The organism is Streptomyces sp. NPDC007346, assembly GCF_040703535.1.
Classification (GTDB): domain Bacteria; phylum Actinomycetota; class Actinomycetes; order Streptomycetales; family Streptomycetaceae; genus Streptomyces.
In genome coordinates this window covers 1-18,206 of record NZ_JBEYKR010000072.1, presented here as the reverse complement: position 1 = coordinate 18,206, position 18,206 = coordinate 1, and the positions used below count along the sequence as shown (strand labels likewise).

At 73.6% G+C, this 18,206-nt stretch carries 20 protein-coding genes; 12 read left to right on the top strand and 8 right to left on the bottom strand.

Going from position 1 to position 18,206, the window contains the following annotated elements; translation table 11 throughout:
* Positions 1-8 precede the first annotated feature (8 nt).
* Positions 9-608 carry an AAA family ATPase gene (locus AB0917_RS19730; protein WP_366820881.1) on the top strand — a complete coding sequence of 200 codons (600 nt, stop codon included), beginning with the start codon at positions 9-11 and terminating at the stop codon, positions 606-608.
* Here the strand turns inward: AB0917_RS19730 and AB0917_RS19725 are convergent.
* Positions 605-1,477: an undecaprenyl-diphosphate phosphatase gene (locus tag AB0917_RS19725; protein ID WP_366820880.1), complete on the bottom strand. Its 873-nt coding sequence runs from the start codon at positions 1,475-1,477 to the stop codon at positions 605-607. The two genes, AB0917_RS19730 and AB0917_RS19725, sit on opposite strands and share 4 nt — an antisense overlap.
* 211 nt (positions 1,478-1,688) lie before the next feature.
* On the bottom strand, positions 1,689-2,411 hold the full coding sequence (locus AB0917_RS19720; protein ID WP_366820879.1) for a TVP38/TMEM64 family protein: 723 nt from the start codon (positions 2,409-2,411) through the stop codon (positions 1,689-1,691).
* 48 nt (positions 2,412-2,459) lie between these two features.
* On the opposite strand from AB0917_RS19720, the gene AB0917_RS19715 reads away from it, so the two are divergent.
* The 4 genes from AB0917_RS19715 (at position 2,460) to AB0917_RS19700 (ending at position 5,592) form a co-directional block, all read left to right on the top strand.
* Positions 2,460-3,176 carry a DNA alkylation repair protein gene (locus tag AB0917_RS19715; protein ID WP_366820878.1) on the top strand — a complete coding sequence of 239 codons (717 nt, stop codon included), beginning with the start codon at positions 2,460-2,462 and terminating at the stop codon, positions 3,174-3,176.
* A gap of 70 nt (positions 3,177-3,246) precedes the next feature.
* The gene (locus AB0917_RS19710; RefSeq protein ID WP_366820877.1) at positions 3,247-3,408 is read left to right on the top strand and encodes a hypothetical protein; all 162 of its coding nucleotides are present in this window, start codon (positions 3,247-3,249) and stop codon (positions 3,406-3,408) included.
* A 95-nt stretch (positions 3,409-3,503) separates the two neighbouring features.
* Complete coding sequence (gene tuf / locus AB0917_RS19705; protein WP_366820876.1) at positions 3,504-4,679, top strand: elongation factor Tu; 1,176 nt, start codon at positions 3,504-3,506, stop codon at positions 4,677-4,679.
* A 67-nt stretch (positions 4,680-4,746) separates the two neighbouring features.
* Positions 4,747-5,592, top strand: coding sequence for a fused MFS/spermidine synthase (locus tag AB0917_RS19700; protein WP_366820875.1), 846 nt, complete (start codon positions 4,747-4,749; stop codon positions 5,590-5,592).
* A 94-nt stretch (positions 5,593-5,686) separates the two neighbouring features.
* Here the strand turns inward: AB0917_RS19700 and AB0917_RS19695 are convergent, their stop codons facing one another.
* On the bottom strand, positions 5,687-6,817 hold the full coding sequence (locus tag AB0917_RS19695) for a hypothetical protein (RefSeq protein WP_366820874.1): 1,131 nt from the start codon (positions 6,815-6,817) through the stop codon (positions 5,687-5,689).
* 133 nt (positions 6,818-6,950) lie between these two features.
* On the opposite strand from AB0917_RS19695, the gene AB0917_RS19690 reads away from it, so the two are divergent.
* A complete protein-coding gene (locus tag AB0917_RS19690) occupies positions 6,951-7,388 on the top strand; it encodes a DUF4442 domain-containing protein (protein ID WP_366820899.1) in 438 nt (145 codons plus the stop codon).
* A 155-nt stretch (positions 7,389-7,543) separates the two neighbouring features.
* Here the strand turns inward: AB0917_RS19690 and AB0917_RS19685 are convergent, their stop codons facing one another.
* Positions 7,544-8,074, bottom strand: coding sequence for a gamma carbonic anhydrase family protein (locus AB0917_RS19685; protein ID WP_366820873.1), 531 nt, complete (start codon positions 8,072-8,074; stop codon positions 7,544-7,546).
* Positions 8,075-8,235: 161 nt separating this feature from the next.
* On the opposite strand from AB0917_RS19685, the gene AB0917_RS19680 reads away from it, so the two are divergent.
* Positions 8,236-8,985, top strand: a complete 750-nt coding sequence (locus AB0917_RS19680) for an acyltransferase (RefSeq protein ID WP_366820872.1) — start codon at positions 8,236-8,238, stop codon at positions 8,983-8,985.
* 80 nt (positions 8,986-9,065) lie between these two features.
* Positions 9,066-9,620: a YbaK/EbsC family protein gene (locus AB0917_RS19675; RefSeq protein ID WP_366820871.1), complete on the top strand. Its 555-nt coding sequence runs from the start codon at positions 9,066-9,068 to the stop codon at positions 9,618-9,620.
* A 30-nt stretch (positions 9,621-9,650) separates the two neighbouring features.
* On the opposite strand, the gene AB0917_RS19670 is transcribed toward AB0917_RS19675, so the two are convergent.
* Positions 9,651-10,460 carry an AAC(3) family N-acetyltransferase gene (locus AB0917_RS19670; protein ID WP_366820870.1) on the bottom strand — a complete coding sequence of 270 codons (810 nt, stop codon included), beginning with the start codon at positions 10,458-10,460 and terminating at the stop codon, positions 9,651-9,653.
* A 39-nt stretch (positions 10,461-10,499) separates the two neighbouring features.
* Entirely contained in the window at positions 10,500-10,907 is a 408-nt protein-coding gene (locus AB0917_RS19665) for a CoA-binding protein (RefSeq protein WP_366820869.1), read from the bottom strand.
* Between the two features lie 75 nt (positions 10,908-10,982).
* On the opposite strand from AB0917_RS19665, the gene AB0917_RS19660 reads away from it, so the two are divergent.
* From AB0917_RS19660 to AB0917_RS19650, 3 genes are all read left to right on the top strand, one after another.
* A complete protein-coding gene (locus AB0917_RS19660) occupies positions 10,983-11,609 on the top strand; it encodes a YigZ family protein (RefSeq protein ID WP_366820868.1) in 627 nt (208 codons plus the stop codon).
* Between the two features lie 178 nt (positions 11,610-11,787).
* Positions 11,788-12,957: an exonuclease SbcCD subunit D gene (locus AB0917_RS19655; RefSeq protein ID WP_366820867.1), complete on the top strand. Its 1,170-nt coding sequence runs from the start codon at positions 11,788-11,790 to the stop codon at positions 12,955-12,957.
* Entirely contained in the window at positions 12,954-15,962 is a 3,009-nt protein-coding gene (locus AB0917_RS19650; protein ID WP_366820866.1) for an SMC family ATPase, read from the top strand. The genes AB0917_RS19655 and AB0917_RS19650 overlap by 4 nt, the downstream gene beginning before the upstream one ends.
* A 16-nt stretch (positions 15,963-15,978) precedes the next feature.
* On the opposite strand, the gene AB0917_RS19645 is transcribed toward AB0917_RS19650, so the two are convergent.
* Positions 15,979-16,425, bottom strand: a complete 447-nt coding sequence (locus tag AB0917_RS19645; RefSeq protein WP_366820865.1) for an Lrp/AsnC family transcriptional regulator — start codon at positions 16,423-16,425, stop codon at positions 15,979-15,981.
* Positions 16,426-16,513: 88 nt separating this feature from the next.
* On the opposite strand from AB0917_RS19645, the gene AB0917_RS19640 reads away from it, so the two are divergent.
* Positions 16,514-17,089, top strand: coding sequence for a rhodanese-like domain-containing protein (locus AB0917_RS19640; protein WP_366820864.1), 576 nt, complete (start codon positions 16,514-16,516; stop codon positions 17,087-17,089).
* 117 nt (positions 17,090-17,206) lie between these two features.
* Here the strand turns inward: AB0917_RS19640 and AB0917_RS19635 are convergent, their stop codons facing one another.
* Complete coding sequence (locus AB0917_RS19635) at positions 17,207-18,070, bottom strand: ATP-grasp domain-containing protein (RefSeq protein ID WP_366820863.1); 864 nt, start codon at positions 18,068-18,070, stop codon at positions 17,207-17,209.
* Positions 18,071-18,206 lie beyond the last annotated feature (136 nt).

Sequence of the window (18,206 nt, the reverse complement as noted above, 5' to 3'; positions counted from 1 at the left end):
CGCACACGATGACCTGGACCGAGGTACCGGTGGACACCGAACCGGCGGCGGGGGCCGTCCTGCTGAGCGGTGTCCCGGGCAGCGGCAAGTCCACGGTGGCCGCCGCGCTCGCCGCCCGGTTCGCCGCCTCGGCCCATATCGAGGTGGACGCCCTCCAGCAGCTCATCGTCTCGGGCGGGCGGTGGCCGTCGCCGGAGCGGGACGAGGAGGCGGACCGGCAGATCTTCCTGCGGGCCCGCAACGCCTGCCTGCTGGCGGACAGCTTCGTCGGCGCGGGGTTCCTGCCGGTCGTCGACGACGTGGTCGTCCGCCGCGCCCACCTCGACTTCTACCGGCGGCGGATCGCCGTCGGGCCGCTGCACTTCGTGGTACTCGCCCCGGGCGCGGCGAAGGCCAGGGAGCGCAACCTCGCCCGGGACAAGAGGCTCACGACCGACTGGTCGTTCCTGGACACGGCGATGCGCGAGGAACTGGCCGGCCAGGGCGTCTGGATCGACAACGCCGAGCTGACGGTCGAGGAGACGGTGGACGCGGTCCTCGCGGCGACGGGACTCCCGGCCCGCCGGGCCGTCGGCACGGAGAGCCGGTCTCCCGACTCGGAGGACTAGCCCGCCGACTCACCCGCGTGCGGGCTCAGCACACCGGCGGAAACGAGGACGAAAATGAGGATGCCGAGGGCCACCCGGTAGATGACGAACGGCATGAAGCTCCTGGTCGTGATGAACTTCATGAACCACGCGATGACGGCGTAGCCGACGACGAAGGCCACCAGGGTCGCGAAGATCGTCGGCCCCCAGGAGACATGGCCCTCGGTGGCGTCCTTGAGTTCGTAGACGCCCGAGGCCAGCACGGCGGGGATCGCCAGCAGGAACGAGTAGCGGGCGGCCGACTCGCGGGTGTAGCCCATCAGCAGACCACCGCTGATGGTCGCGCCCGAGCGCGAGACACCGGGGACCAGCGCCATCGCCTGGCAGAAGCCGAAGATCAGACCGTCCCGCACGCCCAGGTCCTTGAGCGTCTTGCGCTCCTTCACCGCACGGTGCTTGCCGCCCGCCTCGTCGCGCGCGGCGAGCCGGTCCGCGATGCCGAGGACGATGCCCATGACGATGAGCGTCGTCGCGATCAGCCGCAGGTCGCGGAAGGGGCCCTCGATCTGGTCCTTGAGCGTGACGCCCAGCACCCCGATGGGGATCGAGCCCACGATGACCAGCCACCCCATCTGGGCGTCGTGGTCGCCGCGCATCTCCTTGTCCGTCAGCGAGCGGAACCAGGCGGACAGGATCCGTGAGATGTCCTTGCGGAAGTAGATCAGCACCGCCGCCTCGGTGCCGATCTGGCTGATGGCCGTGAAGGCCGCCCCCGGGTCGTGCCAGCCGGCGAACGCGGCGGTCAGCCGCAGATGGGCGCTGGAGGAGATCGGCAGGAACTCGGTCAGTCCCTGAACGAGTCCCAGGACGAATGATTCGAACCAGCTCATGGGGCTTTGGCCATCCCGAGGGTGATCGTGCATCGGCCGTGGACACCGGGCCCGTCGGCTGCGTGCGGAGTGCGGTCAAGGACACCGAGACCGAGGACATCACGGAAGAAGGGCCCCTGGCCCCGGAGATCCTCTGTCGGTCGCGGGCAGCGTATCGCCTGGAAGTGAACGTCAGGATGACCGCAGCGGTCATCCACGTGCCGCCGTCCGATCAGTCCTGCGGCGCGCCCCGCCCGAGCCGGTGGCGCTTGCGCCAGGCCACCAGCGCGCCGCCGATCGCGGAGACCACGATGAACCCCGTGGCCGCCAGGAACAGGGGCGAGGTCGGCGAGGCGGCCTGGCTGCCCGCTATCACGTACGCCGCCGTGTTCGGGATGGAGCCGAGCCCGGTGGCCAGCAGGAAGGGCGGGTAGCCCATGCGGGAGGTCGCCGCACAGTAGTTGGCGGCGGCGAACGGGATGCCGGGGAAGAGCCGGAGCGCCAGCACCGAGCGGAAGCCGTGCCGGCTCAGCACCCCGTCGGCGGCGGTGAGCAGCTTCCCGCGCAGCAGCGTGCGCAGCGCGTCCTGCCCCAGCACCCGGCCCAGCATGAACGAGACGCCCGCGCCGAGCACCGTGCCCGCCAGGGCCGCCGCCAGCCCCGTCTGCGTGCCGAAGAGCGCCCCCGCCGCGAGGTTGAGGAGCGGACGCGGCACGAACGCCACGGTCAGCGCCCCGTAGGCGAGCCCGAACAGCATCGCCGCCCCGCCGCCGGTCAGCTGCTGAGGCCAGCCCGACGCCAGCAGCCGCTGGGGTTCGAACAGCAGCATCGTCGACGCGGCGCCCAGCAGCACCGCGACGAGCAGCGAGAACCGGGACCAGGGGGAGAGCAGGGCCCTCGAACGGCGAAGGGCCGTGGCGCCGGCGGGCCGGGCGGTGGGGACGGGGTCGAACATTCGGGGAGACTAACCGAAACGGTGCGTGATCGCCGTAATGTGCGTCGCGTGGACCCCGCAGCAGCCCCTGCCCCCGACGTACCGGACAGCCCTTTGGCCGACACCGTCCTCGCACGGCTGACCGAGCTGTACGCCCCGGCCGCCGACCCCGGACGGGCCGAGGGCGCCGCCGCGTACATGAAGCACATCGCCCCCTTCCTCGGCATCCCCGCCCCGCGGCGCCGGGCCCTGTCGAAGGCCGTCCTGGCGGGCACCGGGCGGCCGGACGAGCGGGACTGCACGGCCATCGCGCTGCGCTGCTGGCGACTGCCCGAGCGCGAGTACCCGTACTTCGCCGTCGACTACCTGCGCCGGTACGTCTCCTCCTGCTCCTCCGGATTCCTGCCGGTCCTGCACCACCTCGTCACCGCCGACCCCTGGTGGGACACGGTCGACGCCCTCGCCGCGCACGTCGCGGGGCCCCTGGTCGCCGCCGACCCGGCGCTCGCCCGCGAGATGGACCGGTGGATCGACGACGAGAACCTGTGGGTCGCGCGAACCGCCCTGCTGCACCAGCTGCGCTACAGGGAAGCCACCGACACCGACCGGCTCTTCGGCTACTGCCTGCGCCGCGCGGACCACCCGGACTTCTTCGTCCGCAAGGCGATCGGCTGGGCGCTGCGGGAGTACGCCAAGACCGACCCCACCGCCGTACGCGACTTCGTCGAGGGAGCCAGGACCCGCCTGTCGCCGCTGTCGGTGCGCGAGGCGCTGAAGAACCTCTGAGGCGGGCTCAGCCCGACGGTCCCCGCGAAAACCGTTCGACGCGGCGGCCCCGCCGGGACATGATCAGGGCATGTTCCGGTACGCCTTCCTCGCAGCACGGCCCGCAGTCGCGGCCGCGCCGAAGGCTGCCGTGAGCGACGCGGTCGTCGAGGCAGTCGCCCAGGCCGCAGCAGCAGTCCTCGCAGCAGCACCCACCGCTGCCGCGGCGCCCATCGGCGGCGCCCGAAGCTGACCCTCCCCCGACAGTCCGGCGGACCCCGCAAGGGGAGGGTCGGCGGGGCCCTGGGGTCTTCTCCTCTCAGCTTCGAGTTCTCAAAGGAACGAGCCATGTCCAAGACGGCTTACGTGCGCACCAAGCCGCACCTCAACATCGGCACCATGGGCCACGTCGACCACGGCAAGACCACCCTCACCGCCGCCATCACCAAGGTCCTCAGCGAGCGGGGTGGCAGCTCCACCTCCTACGTGTCGTTCGACCGGATCGACCGGGCCCCCGAGGAGGCCCAGCGCGGCATCACCATCAACATCGCGCACGTCGAGTACGAGACCGACACCCGCCACTACGCCCACGTCGACATGCCCGGCCACGCCGACTACATCAAGAACATGGTCACCGGAGCGGCGCAGCTCGACGGGGCGATCCTCGTCGTCTCCGCGCTCGACGGGATCATGCCGCAGACCGCCGAGCACGTCCTGCTGGCCCGTCAGGTCGGCGTCGACCACATCGTCGTCGCCCTCAACAAGGCCGACGCGGGCGACCCCGAGCTGACCGACCTGGTCGAGCTGGAGGTCCGCGAGCTGCTCTCCGCGCACGGGTACGGCGGCGACACCGTCCCCGTGGTCCGGGTCTCCGGGCTCAGGGCGCTGGAGGGCGACCCGCGGTGGACGGCGGCGATCGAAGGGCTGCTGGACGCCGTCGACACGTACGTACCGATGCCGGTGCGCTACACCGACGCGCCGTTCCTGCTCTCCGTGGAGAACGTCCTGACCATCACCGGCCGGGGCACGGTCGTCACCGGAGCCGTCGAGCGTGGCACCGTCCGCGTCGGGGACCGGGTGGCGGTGCTGGGCGCGGACATCGAGACCGTCGTCACCGGCCTGGAGACCTTCGGCAAGCCGATGGAGTCCGCCGAGGCCGGCGACAACGTGGCGCTGCTGCTGCGCGGGGTGGAGCGCGACCGGGTCCGCCGCGGCCACGTCGTGGCCGCGCCCGGCAGCGTGGTGCCCAGCCGCCGCTTCACCGCGCAGGTGTACGTCCTGTCGACGCGGGAGGGCGGCCGGTCGACCCCGGTCACCACCGGCTACCGGCCGCAGTTCTACATCCGTACGGCGGACGTCGTCGGCGACGTCGACCTCGGCGAGGCGGGGCTCGCGCGCCCCGGCGACACGGTCATGATGACCGTGGAGCTGGGCCGCGACGTCCCGCTGGAGCCGGGCCTCGGCTTCGCGATCCGCGAGGGCGGCCGCACGGTCGGCGCGGGCACGGTCACCGGCCTGCTCTGAGGGCCGCCGTCGCCCGTCACCCGCACTTCGGGGGTGGCGGGCGGCGCGGGCGCGCGACAATGGAGGGGTGAACGAGCCGATACCCGTCATCCGCGACGTCGACTGCGGCACCGCCCGGCTGCTGCCCGATGTGGACCGCGACCGGGCCTGGCTGCTCACGGTCGACGACGCGCCCCAGTCCTACGTGGACCTCGACGACCCGTCGTACCTGGAATTCGAGTACGTACGGCGCCTCGCGCACGTCCTGGACTGCGCGGCGCCGCGGAACGCTCCGCTGGACGTCCTGCACCTCGGCGGCGGGGCGCTGACCCTGCCCCGGTACGTCGCCGCGACCCGCCCCGGCTCACGGCAGGACGTCGTCGAGGCCGACCGGGAGCTGCTGCGGGTGGTGCGGGAGCACCTGCCGCTGCCCGACGACAGCGGCATCACCGTGCACGCCGGGGACGCCCGAGCCCGGCTGGAAGCGGCACCGCCCCGGTCGGCCGATGTCGTCGTCGCGGACGTCTTCGGCGGCTCCCGGGTCCCGGCCCACCTCACGTCGGTGGAGTACGCGCGCACCGCCGGGCGGGTGCTGCGGCGGGACGGGATCTACGCCGCCAACCTGGCGGACAGCGCGCCGTTCGCCTTCCTCCGGTCCCAACTCGCCAACTTCGCGGCGGCCTTCGCGGAGCTGGCGCTGATCGGGGAACCCGCGGTGCTGCGCGGCAGGCGCTTCGGCAACGTCGTGCTGCTCGCCTCGCACACCCCGATCGACCTGGCACCGCTCACCCGCCGCTGCGCCGCCGACGCCTTCCCGGCCAGGGTCACCGAGGGGGAGGCGCTGGTCCGGCTCATCGGCGGGGCCCGCCCGGTGGCGGACGCGGACGCCGTCGCCTCGCCGGAGCCGCCGGACGGCGCCTTCACCCTCGGCTGACCGCGGCATCGCCCGCTCCCCGGCCCGGGGGACAGCGTTCCCGGGCCGGGGAGCGGGCGCAGACCGCGTAGGCGGCGCAGGCGGCGTCAGTCCGTCAGCCCGTCGGCTTGTCGGCGGAGAGGCGGACCGTGCTCAGGATCTGCTGGATGGTGGTGTCCGGCAGCTCGCCCTCGACGCCCTTGGGGCCGTAGAGGATCCAGGTCGAGAACTCGTCGTTGCCGTTCTTGAAGGAGAAGGCGATCGACTTGCCGTCGGTGTCGCACTTCTGCTTCTTGGACAGGCCGGTCGCGGTGGCGGTCACGACGCTGCCGGAGAGACCCGACTTCGTGGTGAACGGCTTCGGGTCACCGACCTTGACCTTGTCCTTGGGGTCGGTCTGGGCGTACGCGGCCCACACCCAGGTGCCCGCCTCGGCCTTCGCGGCCTCGTCGGAGTTCTTCGCCCCGCGCGCACCCTTGGTCCCGACGCCGGCCAGCTCGGTCTCCTCGTCGCGGCCGTCCTTGTCGGAGTCGTCGACGCACCACTTGCTCTTGTAGTAGGCGGGCGCGGAGAAACCGGCGGCGGGCGCGCCCGTGGGGTCCTTGGCGTCCTCGAAACCGGCGAACATGCCCGAGCTGGAGACCTCCCAGTCACCGGGTACGTCGAACTGCGTGCCCCACTTCGGGTTGGTGACGACCTTCCAGCCCGGGATGAGCGGCTCGGGGTCGCTCTCGGCGCCGCGCGGGTTCTCCACCGGCGCGGAGCTCGGCTCCTCCGACGGGCTCGGCTCCTGCGACGCGCTGGGGGAGGCGGACTTCTTGTCGTCGGCGACGGTCGAGCCGCCGTCGTCGTCCTTCTTGTTCATCACGATGACGCCGGTGACGACGGCGGCCACGACGACAGCGGTCGCCGCGACGACGGCGATGACGGTCGTCTTCTTCTTGCCGTCGTCCGGCTTGGGCCCGCCGGGCGGACCCGGCACCGCGTACTGCGGGACGGTCGGCTGCTGGTAGGGGTTGGGCTGCCCGTACCCGGGCTGCCCGTAACCCGGCTGTCCGTACCCGGGCTGCCCCGGCTGCCCCGGTGGGTATCCGGGTGCGCCGGACTGCCCCGGCTGCTGTCCCTGCGGCGGATATCCCGGTTGCTGATAGGGATTCGGCTGCTGGTACCCCGGCTGCTGGTACGGGTTCTGGTTCGGGTCCTGCGGGTTCTGCTCGCCCCCGGGCGGCTGCTGTCCTGGCCACATGGCCAGTAACCATAGATGGGTGGTGTGGGCGCTGCTACGCCCGCCCCGTCCCAGTGCTGTCCCGGTGCTGTCACAGGGGGATGGCCAAACCTGGCTACCGATGAGTAACCTTCGGTCCATGAGCGCTGAACAGATGACCGTCGGCGAGATGCTCGTCGCGACGGTCCCGATGGCCCGGACCCTCAACCTCGAATTCCTGGAGACGACCGCCGAGCGTGCCGTGGTCCGGCTGCCGGACCAGAGCGAGTACCACAACCACGTGGGCGGACCGCACGCCGGAGCCATGTTCACGCTCGCCGAGTCCGCCAGCGGCGCCATCGTCATCGCCGCCTTCGGCGACCAGATGTCCCGGGCCGTGCCGCTCGCCGTCAAGGCCGAGATCGGCTACAAGAAGCTCGCCATGGGCGAGGTCACCGCGACCGCCACCCTCGGCCGCCCGATCGCCGACGTCGTGGCCCAGCTCGACGCCGGGGAGCGCCCCGAGTTCCCGGTCGCCATCGAGATCCGGCGGGCGGACGGCGCGGTCACCGGTGAGATGACCGTCGTGTGGACCCTGCGCCCCAACAGCTGACGCCCACGGGCGTACGTTCCCGGGGCCGCCGCCCCCTCCGGTCGGGGAGGGAGCGGCGGCTTCGGCACGTCCGGGCCCGGGTGCTCGGAGAGCGCGCGTTGAAGTCAGAGCCGGGGCCCCCGGAGAGAGTGCCTCGTGAGGCGCCTCCTGAGGCCTCAGCCCTCGTGTGCCGCCCGGTGGGCCTTGGCCAGCTCCACGTAACCGGCCGCGTTGAACCGGATGCCCTCCAGCTCCTCCGCCGTCAGCGGCCGCTTCACCCTGGCGGGCACGCCCGCGACCAGCGACCCCGGCGGGACCCGCATCCCCTGCGGCACGAGGGCCTGCGCCGCGACCAGGGAGCCGGCGCCGATGTGCGCCCCGTTGAGCACCGTGGCGCCCATCCCCACCAGGACGTCGTCCTCGACGGTGCAGCCGTGCAGGACCGCGTTGTGGCCGACCGAGACCCGCGCCCCCACCGTGACCGGGAAGCCCGGGTCGGTGTGCACGCTGCAGTTGTCCTGGATGTTGCTGTCGGGGCCGAGCGTGATCGGGCCGCAGTCGGCGCGCAGCACGGCCTGGTACCAGACGCTGGAACCGGCGGCCAGCGTCACCTCCCCGATCACCACGGAGGTCGGGGCCACGAACGCGTCCGCGTCGATGTCCGGCTCCCTGCCGCCCATGCCCGTGATCAACGCCTGCTCCGCCATGGCCTGCTCCTCGGTGGTCCGGTGTGCTGCTCCTGGGGCCCGCGATCGGGATCGCGCCGCCTCACACGGTAGGGGACGGCTCCCCGCGGGCGCCGGGGGATGGGGTGAACATCACAGGTCACCGCCCGGATCGCCGCCCTCGGGCCGACTACCGTGAGCCCGTGCCGAAGAACCGAAACACGTTCTCCTTCCTCGCCCGCTGGCGGCGTCGCGCCGTCTCCCGCGTGGTCCACCGCGGCTGGGCGTGGGCGCAGGAGGCGGGTGCCGTCACCGCCACGCACCCGGGGCGGCTGCGCTTCGGCGCGATCGGGGAGGGGACCCGGCTCGCCTTTCCGCAGGGCACCGTGTTCGGGGAGCCGTGGATCGAGCTGGGCGGGCACTGCGTCATCGGCGAGCAGGTGACCCTGACGGCCGGGATGATGCCGGACCTGGACCTGGGGCCCGCCCCGATCCTCACCCTGGGCGACGGGGTGGTGCTGGGACGCGGCAGCCACGTCATCGCGGACACGAGGGTGGCGATCGGCTCGGACACGTACTGCGGTCCGTACGTCTACATCACCTCGACGAACCACAGCTACGACGACCCGCACGAGCCCGTGGGCAAGCAGTGGCCCCGCATGGAGCCGGTGGAGATCGGTCCCGGCTGCTGGATCGGCACCGGCGCGGTGATCCTGCCCGGCGCCCGGCTCGGCCGCAACGTGGTGGTCGCGGCGGGGTCGGTCGTACGGGGCGAGGTCCCCGACCACGCGGTGGTCGCCGGCGCCCCGGCCCGTGTCGTACGGAGCTGGGACCCGGAGAAGGGCTGGCAGCCGCCCCTGCGCACGCCGGCCCCCGTGCCCATCCCGAAGGACGTCACGCCCGAGCAGCTGCTCGCCCTGGCCGAGCTGGAACAGGAGCCGGACGCCCGGTGAGCGGGCCCCCGCCGAGCCCTGGCCCCGCCTGCGTCGAGACGGCCGACCGGCCGCCCGGCGGACGCTGTTAGCGTGGCCGCATGCGCGCACCCATCGGCACCTTCGAGGATGCCTCCCCCGCCTCGGAACGGCTCGGCCTGCTCCCCGCCCCCGTCGCGACGGCCCTGGCCGCCGGGTGGGGCGGCATCACCGCCGACCGGATCATCCACGTCGACACGGACCCGGCCGTCGCGGACACCGCGGTCTTCGTCGAGCACCACGGGGCCGACCTGCTGGACACCTCGGCCAACTGCGTCGTCCTGGCGGGCAAGCGCGGCCAAGAGGTCACCCTCGCCGCGTGCGTGGTGCTCTCCCGCACCCGGGTCGACGTCAACGGCGCGGCGCGCAAACACCTCGGCGCCCGCAAGGTGTCCTTCGCGGCGATGGACACGGCGGTCGGCGAGAGCGGCATGGAGTACGGCGGCATCACCCCGATCGGCCTGCCCGCCCACTGGGCCCTTCTGCTGGACCCCGCCGTGGTGGACGAGGAGTGGGTCCTGATCGGCAGCGGCAGCCGCCGGGGCAAGCTCATCGTCCCCGGCAAGGCGCTCGCCGCCCTCCCGGGCGCGGTGGTCGTGGAGGGCCTGGGGGTCTGAGCCCGCCCCGGCCCTCGGCCGGCCCGGACCTCAGCGAGCGATGGCCGGCCGGTGCTCCGTGAGCCACCCGGTGGCGAAGTCGACGGCAGCCCGCAGCGGGACGAGCCGGCACGGCGCGGACCCGAGCGGGACCGTCCGTACGACACCGGGCCCGGCGGCCTCCTCGAAGGCGGCGCCCAGGGCCGCGAAGTCGCCGTCGTCCAGGGCGACGTCCTCGTACTCCCACCACTGCCGCACCCCCCGCGGGGACACCACACAGCGGTAGGGGCGCAGCGGAGGGCCGGGCCTGCGGTACTCGCCCAGGTGGAAGGCGGTGCAGGTGTCGTAGCCGGTGCCGAGCTGGAGGATCCTGGCGTCGGCCTCGTACAGCCGGGCCAGCGGCGAGTCCTCGCCCAGGTGGCAGTCGGGCCGGTGCCCGGCGAGCAGCTTCCCGGCCGCCGGGCCGAGCGCGGCGAACGAGGTCTGCGGGTGGCCGCTGCGCTCGGCGCCCGCCGCCGTCCGTACGGTCTCGGCCAGGGCGCCCATCGAGGGCGCGGGGGTCAGCGCCGGGTCGAACGGTGCCATCGACGCGCGGACCGCCTCGCGCGCCTTCGCGTCCAGGCCCCGCACACGGGCGCGGTACTGCGGCGAGGTGTCGGAGTTCTCCGGGGTGAACGAGGGGACCACCACGGTCCCCTCCGGCCCGACCGCCCGGCGCAGGGCCGCCAGCACGGCGTCGGGCCCACCGGAGACGGGCCCCACCACCCGCAGGGAGGCGTGCACCAGCAGCACATCGCCGGGCCGCACCCCTAGCGCGGACAGCGCGGCGCTCAGCCGGTCGCCATCGAGAGGGTCACCCATGGCGGGGAGCCTTCCCCCCGCCGGGCGCTGATCACACTCCTACCCCAGGTTCGGGATCTCGATGGCCGGGCACCGGTCCATCACCATGTCCAGCCCCGCCGCCCGCGTCCGCTCGTACGCCTCCGTGTCCACCACGCCGAGCTGGAACCACACCGCCTTCGCCCCCACCGCCACCGCCTCGTCCGCGACCCCGCCCGCCAGCTCGCTGTTGACGAACACGTCCACCACCTCGACCGGGAACGGGACCTCCGCCAGCGAGGCGTACCCCTGCTCCCCGTGCACCGTCTCGGCCTTCGGGTGCACCGGCACCACCCGCTTGCCGAAGCGCTGGAGGACCTGCGCGACCCCGTAGGCGGCACGGGAGCGGTTGTTGGAGAGTCCCACCACCGCCCAGGTGTCGCCCGAGTCCTGAAGAATCCGCCGGATCGTCTCTGCCTCTGTGTCCATGCCGGGACAACCGACGGCCCCGGCCCCGCCATTCCCGCCGGAAGGCGCCGGCGCTGCGGCGCATAGGGTGGACGGATGCAGGAGCAGTACCGGACCGTCGCCCGCGCGGGTGTGCACGAGAGCGAGATCAACCGATCGCGCTTCCTGTGCTCCCTCGCCCCCGCCGCCACCGAACAGGAGGCGCAGGACTTCGTCGCACGCGTGCGCAAGGAGCACCCCACCGCCACCCACAACTGCTTCGCGTACGTGATCGGCGCCGACGCCTCCGTACAGAAGGCCAGTGACGACGGCGAGCCCGGCGGCACCGCGGGCGTCCCGATGCTCCAGATGCTGATGCGCCGCGAGGTGCGGTACGTCGCGGCGGTCGTCACCCGCTACTACGGCGGGGTCAAGCTCGGGGCGGGCGGACTGATCCGGGCGTACGGGGGAGTGGTCGGCGAGGCCCTCGACGCACTCGGCACCCTCACCCGGCAGCGCTTCCGGCTGGCCACGATCCGCGTCGACCACCAGCGGGCGGGCAAGCTGGAGAACGACCTGCGGGCCACCGGGCGCGATGTGCGCGAGGTGCGGTACGCCGAGGCCGTGACCATCGAGATCGGGCTGCCGGACGCCGACGTTCCCGCCTTCACCGCCTGGCTGGCCGACGCCACCGCCGGTTCGGCAGCGCTGGAGCTGGGCGGCGAGGCGTACGGGGACGTGTGAGCGGCGCACCGTCCCGGTGAGGGCAATCCCACGCCGGGCAAATCCTTGATCGATGCCGGATCGGCGGCCCGGCGGCGTTAGCGTGGTCGGTGCCGACGGCGGGATCACGGGCCGCCCCGGTGCGGCCCACGGGGTGGAGGACGACGTACATGCAGCTCACAACCGGTGGAGCGATCACGTGAGGATGCTGCACACCTCGGACTGGCACCTGGGCCGGTCCTTCCACCGCGTCCCCCTGCTCGACGCCCAGGCCGCCTTCCTGGACCACCTGGTGGCCACCGTCCAGGAACGGGAGGCGGACGTCGTCCTGGTCTCGGGCGACGTCTACGACCGGGCCGTCCCGCCGCTCACCGCCGTCGAGCTCTTCGACCGCGCGCTGCACCGGCTCGCCGCCATCGGCGTCCCCACCGTCATGATCTCCGGGAACCACGACTCGGCCCGCCGCCTCGGCGTCGGCGCCGGCCTCTTCGAACGCGCCGGGATCCACCTGCGGACCGACCCCGAGGGCTGCGCCACCCCCGTCGTCCTCACCGACGACCACGGCGACGTCGCCCTCTACGGCCTCCCCTACCTGGAGCCCGCCCTCGTCAAGGACACCCTCCGCGCCCCCAAGGCCGGACACGAGGCCGTCCTGACCGCCGCCATGGACCGGGTCCGCGCCGACCTCGCCACCCGCCCCGCCACAACCCGCTCCGTCGTCCTCGCGCACGCCTTCGTGGCGGGCGGCGAACCCAGCGACAGCGAACGCGACATCACCGTCGGCGGGGTCGCCGCCGTCCCCGCCGGGGTCTTCGACGGCGTCGACTACGTGGCCCTCGGCCACCTGCACGGCTCCCAGCGCGTCACGAGCCGCGTCCGCTACTCAGGCTCCCCGCTCGCCTACTCCTTCTCCGAGGCCGACCACCGCAAGACGATGTGGCTGATCGACCTCGACGGCGGCGGGAACATCGCCGCCGAGGAACGGATCGACTGCCCCGCCGAACGCCCCCTCGCCCGGCTCCGAGGCCGCCTGGACACCCTGCTGGAGGACCCGGCCCTGGACCGCCACGAGCACGCCTGGGTCGAGGCCACCCTCACCGACCCGGTCCGCCCCGCCGAACCCATGGCCCGCCTCGGCGCCCGCTTCCCGCACACCCTCAGCCTCGTCTTCGACCCCGAACGGCCCCCCGAGGACCCCCTCGCCTCCTACGCCCAGCGCCTCAAGGGCCGCGACGACCACCAGATCGCGGAGGACTTCGTGGCCCATGTGCGCGGCGGCAGCGGACCCAGCGGGCCCGAACGCACCGTGCTGCGCGCCGCGTTCGACGACGTACGGGTGGACGAGAGCGTCCGGGAGGTGTCCCGTTGAGACTGCACCGCCTCACCCTCACCGCCTTCGGCCCGTTCGGCGCCACCCAGGAGGTCGACTTCGACGCGCTCTCCTCGGCCGGGCTCTTCCTGCTGCACGGCCCGACCGGCGCTGGGAAGACATCCGTCCTGGACGCCGTCTGCTACGCCCTGTACGGAGCCGTCCCCGGCGCCCGCCAGAGCCCCGGCGCCACACTCCGCAGCGACCACGCCCCCGCCGGTCTGCCCACCGAGGTCCAGCTGGAGCTGACGGTCGGCGGCCGGCGCCTGGAAGTCACCCGCAGCCCCGCCCAGCCGCGCCCCAAGAGGCGGGGTGACGGCTTCACCCTGGAGAAGGCCCAGAGCCGACTGCGCGAGCGCGATCGCGAGGAGGGCTGGAAGGCGCTCAGCACGTCGCACCAGGAGATCGGTGAGGAGCTGGCGCAGCTGATCGGCATGAGCCGGGACCAGTTCTGCCAGGTCGTGCTGTTGCCCCAGGGCGACTTCGCCCGCTTCCTGCGCTCCGACGCCGAGGCCCGCGGCAAGCTCCTCGGCCGCCTCTTCGACACCCGCCGCTTCGCCGCCGTCGAGGAGCGCCTCGCCGAACTGCGCCGGGGCGCCGAAGCCCGGGTGAAGGCAGGCGACGAGGAGATCCTCGCCCTCGCCCAGCGCATCGCGCAGGCGGGCGGCCCGGCGGCGACCGAGGCCGCACCGCCGGCCGTACGGGCGGGTGAACCGGGCTTGGCCGAAGCCGTTCTGGAGTGGGCCGCGACAGCGCGCAGCACCGCCCGTGAACACCTCGACATCGCGCACGCGGTGGTCGCGGAGGCGGAGAACCGCCAACTCGCCGCCCGCCGCGCACTGGACGCCGAACGAGAACTGGCCCGCCTCCAGGAGCGGTACGCGGAGACCCGGCGGCGCGCCGAGGCGCTGGAGGACCGGCGCCCCGAACACGACCGCTGCCAGGAGCAGTTGGAGCGCGCCCGCAAGGCGGACCGGGTCGCGCCGGCGCTGGAGCTGCGCGAGGAGGCCGAGCGGGGCTACCGGTCGGCGAGCGAGGCGCTCGACCGGGCCAGGAGGCTGCTGCCCGACGAGCTGACCGATGCGGGAGCCGACCAACTGGCTGAGCTGGAGCGGAGGTTTCAGCAGGAGCTGTACGCCCTCGAAGCGGCGCGGGAGGCCGAGAAGCGCAGCGCCCGGATCGACGAGGAGCGCGTCCGGCTGAACCGGGAGGCCCAGGCCGACGACGAGCTGATCCGCGAGGCGGACGCGTGGCTCGCCGACTGGGACACCACCCGAACGGCTCTCAAGGAGCGCATCGACGCCTCGCAGGAGGCCGCCACCCGCGCCGAACGGCTCGCCGGACAACTGGCCCCGGCCCGCCGCCGCCTGGACGCGGCACGCCGCCGTGATGCGCTCACCACCGACGTACAGCAGGCGGAAGAGGAGCACACCGCCGCACGTGAACGGGAGCTGGACGCCCGGAAGTTCTCGCTCGACCTGCGGGAACGCAGACTGCGCGGCATCGCGGCGGAGCTGGCGGCGGGGCTGGTCGCGGGCGAGCCCTGCGCGGTCTGCGGCTCGGCCGAACACCCGGCCCCCGCCGGCCCCGGTGAGGGCCATGTGGACCGGGCCGCCGAGGAGAAGGCCCTCGCCGCCCAGCGGTCCGCCGAGGAAGCCCGGTCCCGTGCGGAGCAGGAACTCGGGCTCGTACGCGAACGGCATGCGACGGCGGAGGCGGAGGCCCGTGGTGACGACGCTTCCGGCACCCCCGCCGTGGCCGAACTCCGTTCCCTTGTGGACCGGTTGACCGACGAGCACGCCGAGGCCCACCACCTCGCCGCAGGGACGCACGCCGCACGGGAAGCGCTCGCCATCGCCGAGGGCGAGCACGCCGAACGGCTGGACCAGCGGCAGGAGGCGCTCCGCCGGATCTCGGCCCGTACCGCCGCCCGCGAGGCACTCGACCGCGAGCAGGCCGGTCTGGAGGACCGGATCACCGCCGCCCGGGGCGAGTCGGAGTCCGTCGCCGCGCACGCGGACCGGCTCACCCGCCGGGTCGCGCTCCTCGCCGACGCCGCCGAGGCCGTACGCGCCGAACAGGACGCGGCCCAGCGCCGCAAGGAGGCCGACGACCGGCTCTCCGACGCGGCCTTCAAGGCCGGGTTCGACACCCCGCAGGCCGCTGCCGCGACGCTCCTCGACGCCGCCGCCCAGCGCGACCTCCAACGCCGTATCGACGCCTGGCAGGCGGAGGCCGCGGCGGTCGCCGACCGCCGCACCGAACAGGACGCGCGCGCCGCCGCCGAGCGCCCGTCGGCACGGCCCGACGCGGCTGAGAGCGCCCACGCCACGGCGGAACGGCTGCTCCGGGAAGCCGCTTCGGGCCTCGCGGCGGCCCGCGACCGGTGCACCGAACTCGACCGGCTCTCGGCTCGCGCGGCCGAGGAGGTACGGCGGCTGGGGCCCGTGCGCCAGGAGTACGAGCGGGTCGCCCGGCTCGCCGGTCTCACCGCGGGGACCTCGGCGGACAACGAACGCAAGATGCGTCTGGAGGCGTACGTCCTCGCCGCCCGCCTCGAACAGGTGGCGGCCGCGGCCACCGCCCGGTTGCAGCGGATGTCCTCGGGCCGCTACACCCTCGTCCACTCCGACGCCCGCACCGGCGGGCGCCGGGCGGGGCTCGGGCTCCATGTCGTGGACGCCTGGACCGGCAGCGAACGGGACACGTCGACGCTCTCGGGCGGGGAGACGTTCTTCGCCTCCCTGGCCCTGGCGCTCGGTCTCGCCGATGTCGTCACCGAGGAGGCCGGCGGAGTACGTCTGGACACCCTCTTCATCGACGAGGGCTTCGGAAGCCTGGACGACCAGACCCTGGACGAGGTGCTCGACGTGCTGGACTCGCTGCGGGAGCGGGACCGCAGCGTCGGGATCGTCAGCCACGTGGCCGACCTGCGCCGCCGGATCCCCGCCCGCCTCGAAGTGGTCAAGGACCGGCACGGATCGACGGTGCACCACCGCCTTTGAGCGTGTCCCGGCCGGTTCAGCGGCCGATCGCGCGGCGGGGGAGCGGCGAGGAGTAGACGACGCTGGTCGTGACCGAACCGAGGGCGCCGATCCGGCCGGTGACCTCCTCCAGGTGGCGCATCGAGCGGGCGGTCACCTTGAGGACGAAGCAGTCGTCACCGGTGACGTGGTGGGCCTCCACGATCTCCGGGGTGCTCTCCAGGAGGTCGTGGAACGGCTTGTAGTTCCCGTTCGGATAGCGCAGCCGTACGAGTGCGAGGATCGGCAGCCCGAGCCGTTCGGCGTCGACCACCGCCGCGTAACCGCTGATCACCCCGGTCTCCTCCAGGCGCCGCACCCGTTCGGTCACCGCGCTCGGGGACATGGCGACGGCACGGGCGAGCTCGGCGAAGGTGGCGCGGCCGTCGCGCTGGAGGACATCGAGAATGCGCCAGTCGGTGGCATCCGGGGAATAGTCGGTCACACCGCCGAGCCAACAGGGAAATCCCTGCCGGTTCAAGGGGAGCGCCGGGGAATCTCCCTTCCCGGCCCCGATCGACGGCCATAGGTTCATGGTCATGACCTCCCGGATCACGCCCCCTGCCGCCCCTGCTCCCTCCCTCACTTCTGTTCCTTCCGCCACCCCTGTTCCTTCTGCCGGCCCTGCCACCGCTCCCGCCCTCGCCGCCGACTCCGTCCTGCGCGTCCCGCCCGCCTCCCCGGCCGCGGCGGCCGCCTACTTCGGTGCCTCGCTCGCCTTCCACGCCGATGTCTCCGACGTCGCCTCCGCGCTCGCCGCTGACGGCGATCCCGGGTTCGTCGTCGTGGACTCCCGCTCCACCGCCTCCTGGGACCAGGGGCACATCCCCGGCGCGGTCCACCTGCCCACCGCCCTGATCCCCGAGCAGGCTCCACGGCTGCTGGACCCGGCCGTCCCGGTCGTCACGTACTGCTGGGGCCCGGGATGCAACGGCGCCACGCGGGCTGCCCTGGCGCTCGCCCAACTCGGGTACCAGGTCAAGGAGATGCTCGGCGGGTTCGAATACTGGGCGCGCGAGGGGTTCGCCTACGAGACCTGGGAGGGCGGCGAACAGCGCGCCGCCGACCCGCTCACCGCCCCGGTCGACGACTCCCACTGCGGCTGCTGAGCGGCGCCCGCCGTCATCGGTCCGGCCCGGCGGACGGCGGTGTCCCGGCCCGGCGACGCGGCCGGGCAGCGGTCAGTCCGGCAGCGGTCAGCGCGGCAGCCGTCAGCCCGCCAGCCGTCAGTGCGGCCCGGCAGCCGTCAGTGCGGCGAACAGCTCTCCGGCTGCGGCCCCCGCGGGCAGCCCGCTGACCTGGCCGTCGCCGACCTCCACCACCCGCCACACACCGTCCTCCCGCAGCGCCAGGTCGGTCGTGACCCAGCGCGGCCCGAGCCGCCGCACCGCCTCGCGCACCGGGCCCAGCGGAGGATCGGGCAGCCGGTCGGGTGTGTCGGGGTGGGCGGTGACGAGCACCGGCTCACCGTCCACCCACCACACCCGCGCCTCCCCGCCGGGCACGAAGGGCTCGAAGGCGCGCAGCACCACGCCCCCGGCGAGGAAGGAGCCCTGCAACTCCACGAACCGGCCGACCACGGCGGCCAGTTGGCCCCGGTCGCTCAACTCGGGCACGTAACAGGCCTCGTGCCACTCGTGCTTGCGCGACTTCACGAAGTCCTTGACGATGCCCGGCCCCGGCCCCAGGGGCGCCGCCAGCTCCTGGAGATCGTCCGGGGGCAGGCCGTCGCACCAGACGCTGCGTGGCGTGAGGTCAGCGAACACCTCGTACCAGCCGGGGAGTTCATGTGCCCGGCGGTAGTCGGCCGCGCCGATGAGCAGGGCGCAGCCCCGTACGGCGAGCGCCCGCTCCAGCTCCGCGTACCGGTCGGAGGGGACCATCCAGCCCCGGTACCAGTACGGGCCGGAGTCCCGCGCCACCCGTGCCACCGCCCCGGTCGCGTCCCCGGCCAGAAGCGCGTCGTGGTCGACCAGCGCGGTCCCGCCGCCCGCAGCGCGTACGGCCGCGGCCTCGTCGGCGAAGTGCGGGTCGGGCCGGTTCGGCCGCAACGGGTCGGAGCAGAACAGGAATCCGGTCCGCTCGGTCATGGCAGGCTGCCTCACTTCGTTGTACGGCGCCCCGGGCGGGGCCCCCCCCCGGGGCCGGGGGGGGGCCCGGGGGGGGGGGGGGGCGGGCGGGGGCCACGCGGCGACCCAAAAAGACCAGAATGGGATAAGAACACAA